At 65.1% G+C, this 7,214-nt stretch carries 10 protein-coding genes and 1 pseudogene; 4 read left to right on the top strand and 7 right to left on the bottom strand.

What is annotated here, in order from left to right:
• From lspA to ispH, 3 genes are all read left to right on the top strand, one after another.
• Positions 1-411: signal peptidase II (gene lspA, locus ACLFRM_RS08560; protein WP_410755320.1), on the top strand; the 411-nt coding region annotated here is incomplete at its 5' end.
• Positions 404-901 (top strand): FKBP-type peptidyl-prolyl cis-trans isomerase, encoded by a 498-nt coding sequence (locus ACLFRM_RS08555; protein ID WP_410755319.1) that lies wholly within the window; start codon positions 404-406, stop codon positions 899-901. The genes lspA and ACLFRM_RS08555, both read left to right, overlap by 8 nt.
• Positions 898-1,839 carry a 4-hydroxy-3-methylbut-2-enyl diphosphate reductase gene (ispH, locus tag ACLFRM_RS08550; protein WP_410755318.1) on the top strand — a complete coding sequence of 314 codons (942 nt, stop codon included), beginning with the start codon at positions 898-900 and terminating at the stop codon, positions 1,837-1,839. Before ACLFRM_RS08555 ends, ispH begins: the two co-directional genes overlap by 4 nt.
• A 61-nt stretch (positions 1,840-1,900) precedes the next feature.
• On the opposite strand, the gene ACLFRM_RS08545 is transcribed toward ispH, so the two are convergent.
• Both ACLFRM_RS08545 and ACLFRM_RS08540 read right to left on the bottom strand, forming a co-directional pair.
• Complete coding sequence (locus tag ACLFRM_RS08545; RefSeq protein ID WP_410755317.1) at positions 1,901-2,170, bottom strand: DUF3817 domain-containing protein; 270 nt, start codon at positions 2,168-2,170, stop codon at positions 1,901-1,903.
• Positions 2,171-2,373: 203 nt separating this feature from the next.
• Entirely contained in the window at positions 2,374-2,721 is a 348-nt protein-coding gene (locus ACLFRM_RS08540) for a metalloregulator ArsR/SmtB family transcription factor (RefSeq protein WP_410755316.1), read from the bottom strand.
• Between the two features lie 149 nt (positions 2,722-2,870).
• On the opposite strand from ACLFRM_RS08540, the gene ACLFRM_RS08535 reads away from it, so the two are divergent.
• Complete coding sequence (locus ACLFRM_RS08535; RefSeq protein WP_410755315.1) at positions 2,871-3,104, top strand: CsbD family protein; 234 nt, start codon at positions 2,871-2,873, stop codon at positions 3,102-3,104.
• 113 nt (positions 3,105-3,217) lie between these two features.
• Here ACLFRM_RS08535 and glnA read toward each other — a convergent pair whose 3' ends face one another.
• The 5 genes and pseudogenes from glnA to ACLFRM_RS08510 all read right to left on the bottom strand — a co-directional run.
• On the bottom strand, positions 3,218-4,633 hold the full coding sequence (glnA, locus tag ACLFRM_RS08530; protein WP_410755314.1) for a glutamate--ammonia ligase: 1,416 nt from the start codon (positions 4,631-4,633) through the stop codon (positions 3,218-3,220).
• 335 nt (positions 4,634-4,968) lie between these two features.
• The gene (locus ACLFRM_RS08525; RefSeq protein ID WP_410755313.1) at positions 4,969-5,292 is read right to left on the bottom strand and encodes a hypothetical protein; all 324 of its coding nucleotides are present in this window, start codon (positions 5,290-5,292) and stop codon (positions 4,969-4,971) included.
• Between the two features lie 147 nt (positions 5,293-5,439).
• Positions 5,440-6,138: an SDR family oxidoreductase gene (locus ACLFRM_RS08520; RefSeq protein ID WP_410755312.1), complete on the bottom strand. Its 699-nt coding sequence runs from the start codon at positions 6,136-6,138 to the stop codon at positions 5,440-5,442.
• 49 nt (positions 6,139-6,187) lie between these two features.
• Positions 6,188-6,967 (bottom strand): hypothetical protein, encoded by a 780-nt coding sequence (locus ACLFRM_RS08515; protein WP_410755311.1) that lies wholly within the window; start codon positions 6,965-6,967, stop codon positions 6,188-6,190.
• Positions 6,968-7,052: 85 nt separating this feature from the next.
• Positions 7,053-7,214: pseudogene (locus tag ACLFRM_RS08510) on the bottom strand (ABC transporter); the annotation flags it as partial.

Raw genomic sequence — 7,214 nt, 5'->3', positions numbered from 1 at the left:
GCCGGGCTGAGCTATGCCCGGCCGGTGGAGATACTGCCGTTTTTCGACCTCACCCTGCTTTACAACACCGGCGCAGCCTTTTCGTTTCTCGCCGACCACGACGGCTGGCAGCGTTGGTTCTTCGTATTCCTGGCGGTGGTGATCACCGCCGCGCTGCTGGCCTGGCTGGCGTTTGTCGCGATTCGCGACGGGCGCATCAAGGCGGGCATCACGTTGTTGATCGGTGGGGCGGTGGGCAACGTGATCGACCGGGTCGTCTACGGGCACGTGGTCGATTTCCTCGATTTCCACGTCGTCGGCTGGCACTGGCCGGCCTTCAACATCGCCGACGCGGCCATTACCATCGGCGTGGCATTGATCATCTGGGCCGAGTTGCGGCCCGCCGACCGAGAGAATGCATCCGATGAGTGACGCCAAGTCCGACCTGCCCACCATCGGCAAGGGCTCCGAGGTGACCATCCACTACGAGATTCGGTTGCCGGACGACCGGGTGGTCGACAGCAGTTTCGATGACGAGCCGTTTACCGTGAAGCTCGGCAGTGGCGCCTTCGAGCCTCGCCTCGAGGAGGCACTGGTGGGGCTGCCGCTGGGCGAGTACACCCGCATCCTGCTCACCCCGCAGCACGCCTTCGGCATGCCCGACCCGAGCAATGTGCACACCATGCCGCGCGGGAGGTTCCCCGGGGACATGAACCTCGAGCCGCAACTGGTGATCGAGTTCGATTTGCCCAATGGCGACTCGGTGCCGGGCACGGTGACCGCCGTCACCGAGGATGCCGTGACCGTCGATTTCAACCATCCTCTGGCCGGGCAGAACATCCAGTTGATCGTTCAAGTGCTGGCCGTCGACGGGCAGGCCGCGCCTGCGGATTCGCCGGCGATAAAAGGGGAGGCGCCATGAAAATCCAGCTCGCCAATCCGCGTGGCTTCTGCGCCGGCGTCGACCGGGCGGTGGAGATCGTCGACCGGGCGCTCGACTCCTTCGGTAGGCCCATCTACGTGCGCCACGAGATCGTCCACAACCGCTACATCGTCGACAACCTGCGCGAGAAGGGTGCGGTCTTCATCGAGGAGCTGGCCGACGTGCCGGACGGTGCGACCCTGATCTTCTCCGCCCACGGTGTCTCCAAGGCTATCCAGGATACCGCCGCCGAGCGCGGCCTGACGGTCTTCGACGCGACCTGCCCGCTGGTGACCAAGGTGCACATGGAAGTCGCCCGTCATGCCCGTGCCGGGCGCGACGTGGTGCTGATCGGCCATGCGGGACACCCCGAGGTCGAGGGCACCATGGGCCACTTCGATCCCGCCTTTGGCGGGCGGATCCACCTGGTCGAGAAGATCGCGGACGTGGATCATCTGCAGGTCGACAACCCCAAGGGGCTGGCCTGGGCTACCCAGACCACGCTCTCGGTCGACGAGACTCGCGCGATCATCGGGGCGCTGCAGGCACGCTTTCCCCACATCGAGGGGCCGCGCAAGGACGACATCTGCTACGCCACGCAGAACCGCCAGGACGCCGTGCGCGAACTGGCAGAGGCCTGTGACGTGGTGCTGGTGGTCGGCTCGAAGACCAGCTCCAATTCCAACCGGTTGCGCGAACTGGCCGAGCAGGCCGGCACCCCGGCCTACCTGATCGACGGGGCGGACGACATCGACCCCGCCTGGTTCTGCGGTTGCAGTCGCGTTGGCGTGACCGCCGGCGCCTCGGCACCCGAGATCCTCGTCGGTCAGGTGATCGAACGGCTCAAGCTCGAATGCCACGCGACGCTCGAGGAACGCGAGCCCACCGTGGTCGAGAACATGGTCTTTCCCATCCCGGTCGAGCTGCGTTCTTCCTGATCGTCCAGGCAAGTAAAAGGCCGGATGAGGGCGACCCCGATCCGGCCTTTTTGCTGGGTGGTCAGTTGCTCTCAGCTAGGCGACGCTTGACCAGGTGATGCGAGAACAGGCCGCCGAAGGGGATGAACGCGGCAATCGCGACTACCGCCCCATGGTGAAGCGGCAGCAGTCGCCGGTAAAGCGTGAGGGCCAGCACGGCCATCGTCCAGAGGAAAAGAATCCCGTGCACCGGCCCCACGGCACTGACCGCCTCGGGCATGTCTGCCATGTACTTCAGGGGCATCGCAATCGCCACCAGCGCGATGAGCGAGCCGCCTTCCAGGAGTGTCATCAAGCCAAGGTGTCGAAGTGCCGGATTCGCTGCAGTCGTTGTATTCGTCATTGGTCCGCCCGTCGAGTTATTGGCCATAAAGCCAGTTTATTACCATGCGTGGCAGATTGCCACCCGCGCCGGCGCCCGCGGCCGGGTGGCACAATCGCCGGACGGTCTCATGTCACTGCGCGAAAAAGGGCAAGGTGGGGCTGCCGGAGCGTTCAAGCGCAGCAACCACGCGGTGGGCGGCCAGCCATACGCTCGAGTCGGGCGAGATCCGAGGTAAAGGTGCTGTTCTCCGCGTTGCCGTCGAATGTCGCTTCGAGCACGGCCCGAGCCCAGCCGGGCAGTGTGCCGGCGACGCGATAGAACACCCAGGTGCCCTCGCGCCGGACGTCGGTGATGCCGGCGTCACGCAGGTGGGCAAGATGCCTGGATATTTTCGGTTGGCTCAAGGCCAGCGCCTCGGTCAGCTCGCAGACGCACAGCTCGCCCTCGCGTAGCAGCAGCATCAGGCAGCGCAGGCGGGTGCCGTCCGCAAGGGCTCGGAACAGCGCCTCTGGCGGCATGGGGGTCTCTCTGTTCTGGGATGTCATTATTCGCGTCGGTAATTAATTGGGTTCATCGTAGCCTGGCCTGAGGGTGTTTCTGGTTCAGGCGGGCAGGGTGACGGCGATTGCCTACAATGAAGAGGGCAAAACCGCACAGGAGTTCCGTAATGAAGTGGGATCACATCGCAGGCAACTGGCGTTCGTTCATCGGACATGCCGAGGAATACTGGGGCAAGATCACCGGTGACGAGTTCGCGGTGCTCGAGGGCAAGAAGGACGAACTGGTGGGCAAGATCCAGGCCCGCTATGGCGTCAGCGAGCAAGAGGCCCGGGAACAGATCCGGGAATTCCAGAAGCGGATGAAGGAGGAGCTGGGTCCCGAGGGCGTGCCCAGGAAGTAAGTGCACTTTCGAATCGCGCAGAGATTTCCTGGCGCGCCCACATCAAAGACGCCCCGCGATGCGGGGCGTTCGTGTTTCCGGGCCGGGTGGGGTTCCCGGATCGACTACAGCGTTTACACGCTGTAATACATGTCGAACTCGATCGGGTGCGTGGTCATCCGGAGCAGTTGGACTTCCTCTCCCTTGAGCTCGATGTAGGCGTCGATCAGATCGTCGGAAAAGACGTCGCCGCGGGTCAGGAACTCGCGGTCCTCGTCGAGGGCCTTGAGCGCCTCGTCCAGCGAGAAGGCCACCTCGGGGATGTTCTTCTCTTCTTCCGGCGGCAGATCGTAGAGGTTCTTGCTTGCGGCCTCGCCCGGGTGGATCTTGTTCTGGATGCCGTCGATACCGGCCATCAGCATCGCCGCGAACGCCAGGTACGGGTTGGCGGTGGAGTCCGGGAAGCGCAGCTCGACGCGACGGGCCTTCGGGTTGGAGACGAACGGAATCCGGATGGACGCCGAGCGGTTGCGGCTGGAGTAGGCCAGCTTCACTGGCGCCTCGAAGCCCGGGACCAGGCGCTTGTAGCTGTTGGTCGAGGGGTTGCAGAAGGCGTTGAGCGCGCGGGCGTGCTTGATGATGCCGCCGATGTAGTACAGCGCCATCTCGGACAGCCCCGCGTAGCCGTCACCGGAGAACAGGTTCTTGCCGTCCTTGGTCATCGACTGGTGGACGTGCATGCCGGAGCCGTTGTCGCCGACGATCGGCTTGGGCATGAAGGTGGCGGTCTTGCCGTAGGCGTGAGCGACGTTGTGGATCACGTACTTGAGGTCCTGGACCTCGTCGGCCTTCTTGACCAGCGTGTTGAACGCGACACCGATCTCGCACTGACCGGCGGTGGCCACCTCGTGGTGATGCACCTCGACGTTCTGTCCCATCTCCTCGAGCACCAGGCACATCGCCTGGCGGATATCGTGCAGGGAATCGACCGGCGGGACCGGGAAGTAGCCGCCCTTGACGCCCGGACGGTGACCCATGTTGCCGTCCTCGTAGACGCGCTCGGCGTTCCAGGCGGCTTCCTTGGAATCGATCTTGACGAACGAGCCGGACATGTCCGAGCCCCAGCGCACGTCGTCGAGGATGAAGAATTCGTTCTCCGGGCCGAACAGGGCGGCGTCGGCCAGGCCGGAGGACTGGATGTAGGCCTCGGCGCGTCGGGCGACCGAGCGCGGGTCGCGGTTGTAGCCCTGCATGGTGTCCGGCTCGATGATGTCGCAGACGACGATCAGGGTCGGCTCTTCGGAGAACGGATCGATGTTGGCGGATTCCGGATCCGGCATCAGGATCATGTCCGAGGCATTGATGCCCTTCCAGCCAGCGATCGACGAACCGTCGAACATCACGCCGTCCTCGAAGGTGTCCTCGTCGATGTGGCTGGCCGGGTAGGTGACGTGCTGCTGCTTGCCCAGCGTGTCGGTAAAGCGGAAGTCGACGAACTTGATGCCGTGTTCTTCCATCATGGCGATGACTTTGTTGGTCGCGTTGGACATGGAATCCTCCGATGAACGATGAAATCTCTAATGCGGCGGGCGTAAGATCGCGCGGCATGCTGTCGACATGATCCGCTGATGCCCGACTTGGTGCAAGAAAAGCAGAAACCGTGCCTGTTTGTCGTCTGCGGGTTGCGGCGACGACGTGCGGTCGCCTGGTTCGGCAAGCGGCTGGGCCGGGCTCGCCTAAGTTGCTGTTATTGAGTTGTTCGTGTGGGGCGCGGCGACGGGTGTCGCCATTGGCCTGTCGTGAGGACGCGACGGCTGGATGCCAACGCAGATGCCCCTTTTGCACATTCCGGGTGCATTTGCCTGCCTCGCCGCACCAGGATGGGTCAATGGTGCTTTGATTTGCCGGTCGGGAGGCTGTCGAGGGTCGGGATGAAAGGATGCGCCGCTGCGGGATGGTAGGGGCAGTCGACTGCAAGGCAGGCCATCCCATGTCGACATTCCTGCGCGCAGGCCAGCAGAGCCAGCCGTCGGCACAATGCGGCTCGCCCCGCCGGGCGGCGGTCGAATAGCTCGGCACTGGAAAGCTTGCCCTCGGCGATGAAGCGGTCGAGGTCGGCGTAGCGGAACCGGGCGATTTCCCGGTCCCCTTCGGGCGAGGTGACCACGATCTGGTCGGCCTTCTCCCCACAATGGTGCAGCAGCTGCATGATGACCTCCCGGCTGGCTGGCAGGGTCCGCGTGCACTCGGACTTGCCATGGAATGATAACGATTCCGGTTTGCGACAACAAGCGGGCATTGGCCCTTTCGCATGCCACCGGTGAGGCAGGCCGCCAACGCACCGGCCGCCGTGGGCTTACCAGGGAATGGTCGTGCCGTCGATGTCGATGAACCGCCCGCGATCCGCCTCGGTCAGGCCGGCCATGTTGCGGATCAGCCCCGCGGCGCTCTGGGCGGTGGTGATCTCGGCATGAGGCCCGCCCATGTCGGTGAGCACCCAGCCCGGGTGCAGGGCCGCCACATTGATGCCGCGCGGCTCGAGGTCGATCGACGCGCTCTTGATCACGGCGTTGACCGCCGCCTTGCTGGAGCGATAGATGTAGCCGCCTCCCGAGCCGTTGTCGCCCATCGAGCCGACCTTGCTCGACAGGATGCCGATCTTCTTCTCGCCGCTGCGGGCGACCTGCTCGGCGAACGCCTGCATGACGAGCATCGGCGCGATGCTGTTGATGTGGAACACCTCCAGCCAGGCCTCGACGTCGTGGACGTTGCCGAAGGCCACGCCACGCGGCCCGTAGATGCCGGCGTTGTTGATCAGCCAGTCGATCGATTCGTCGGCCAGTTCATCGGCAAGTGCCCGGATGGCCGCGGCATCTGCAACGTCGAGCCCATGCAGCTGCAGGGTGTCGGGGTGCGCGAAGGCCAGCGCCTTGAGTTCGGCCGAACCGTCCGGGTCGCGGGCGGTGGCATGGACCTGCCAGCCAGCCTCGAGCAGTTGGCGGGCCAGTTCCAGGCCGATGCCGCGATTGGTGCCGGTGATCAGGGCGGTCTTCATGCAACGGTCTCCTTGTGAGCGGTGGTGAACTATCGGGGGTTTGTGAGGGTCATTCGGCCAGCCGGAAGACCAACTGGCCCTCCTCGACGTCGACGGACTCCACGCCGTCGGCCAGGGATTGCCAGAAGCCCGGTTCGCCGCCGAATTCCGCCACCAGGTCGACGCCCTTGAGCCCCCCGATCCAGGTGTTCGGCAGCGGGATGCCCCACAGGCTCACGCCGGTGACGATGACGGCCAGTCGAGATCCGTCCGCCGTCGGCACCTGTCGCACCTCGGCGCCGGCGTTCAGGCGCAGCGTCTGCCCGCCCATGACGGGGAAGTCGGGCGGCAGCGGCACCAGCAGTTTCACGCTGACCAGATCCTCCGACAGGTCGATCGCCAGCCGGCGCGCCATTTCCGGGTCGCGGGCGATGATGGCATTGAGCTCGCGCTCGTCGAACTGCACCTCGCGCGGCGCGTCCTTCTCCCCGTAGGCCTCGGGCTTGAGTCGGCCCTCGTCATCGAACTCCTCCGGTGAGGCCTCGAAGCGGTCATCGCGGCGCGCCTCCGGGGAGCGGTCGGATTGAACGCCGATGGCGCCGAGCTTGTCGTCGAGCGTCTGCCGCTCCACGGCACTCAGTTCCACCGGCTCGAACTGGTCCGGGAACAGGAAATAGCGGACGGCCAGCGCGCCGAGTGCCACGGTGATGACCATGGTGACGATGATGACGAGGGTCACGCCAAGGCAGCCGATGCCCCGGCGGGCCGGTTCGGGCTGCCCGGGGGTGCTCTCCGTTGGCGGAGGTGACCTGGGCTCGGAGGGATTCGAGCTGTTGTTCGAGTCGTTCACCGGCGGCAGTCCTCCTGGGGATGGCCTTCCGGGAATGGCCCCGACGGCCGAACCTTGGGAACCTTTGTAGAGATCCCCTTGGAGGTTAGCACGCCCGATGGGCGAGCAGCCGGGTGCTCGTGGCCAGTGCCAGCAGCACCGCGACGAGGACCGGCGCGAACGGCTGATCGAGGACCAGGGCGGTTGCGAAGGCGATCAGGTAGCCGGCCACGCCCAGCCCCACGGTCCAGGCGACCGCCCGCCGCCA

Origin of the sequence: Guyparkeria sp., from assembly GCF_046540515.1 — a bacterium.
Taxonomy (GTDB): Bacteria; Pseudomonadota; Gammaproteobacteria; order Halothiobacillales; family Halothiobacillaceae; genus Guyparkeria.
The sequence above is the reverse complement of the archived record's forward strand: the minus strand, read 5'-3'. Positions and strand labels throughout refer to the sequence as shown.

Bases quoted from the DNA above. Each gene is read 5' to 3' on its own strand.
- ACLFRM_RS08555 (WP_410755319.1), top strand. From the start codon at position 404: ATGAGTGACGCCAAGTCCGACCTGCCCACCATCGGCAAGGGCTCCGAG.
- ACLFRM_RS08545 (WP_410755317.1), bottom strand. From the start codon at position 2,170: ATGACACTCCTGGAAGGCGGCTCGCTCATCGCGCTGGTGGCGATTGCG.
- ispH (WP_410755318.1), top strand. From the start codon at position 898: ATGAAAATCCAGCTCGCCAATCCGCGTGGCTTCTGCGCCGGCGTCGAC.
- glnA (WP_410755314.1), bottom strand. From the start codon at position 4,633: ATGTCCAACGCGACCAACAAAGTCATCGCCATGATGGAAGAACACGGC.
- ACLFRM_RS08540 (WP_410755316.1), bottom strand. From the start codon at position 2,721: ATGCCGCCAGAGGCGCTGTTCCGAGCCCTTGCGGACGGCACCCGCCTG.
- ACLFRM_RS08535 (WP_410755315.1), top strand. From the start codon at position 2,871: ATGAAGTGGGATCACATCGCAGGCAACTGGCGTTCGTTCATCGGACAT.
- ACLFRM_RS08525 (WP_410755313.1), bottom strand. From the start codon at position 5,292: ATGCAGCTGCTGCACCATTGTGGGGAGAAGGCCGACCAGATCGTGGTC.
- ACLFRM_RS08520 (WP_410755312.1), bottom strand. From the start codon at position 6,138: ATGAAGACCGCCCTGATCACCGGCACCAATCGCGGCATCGGCCTGGAA.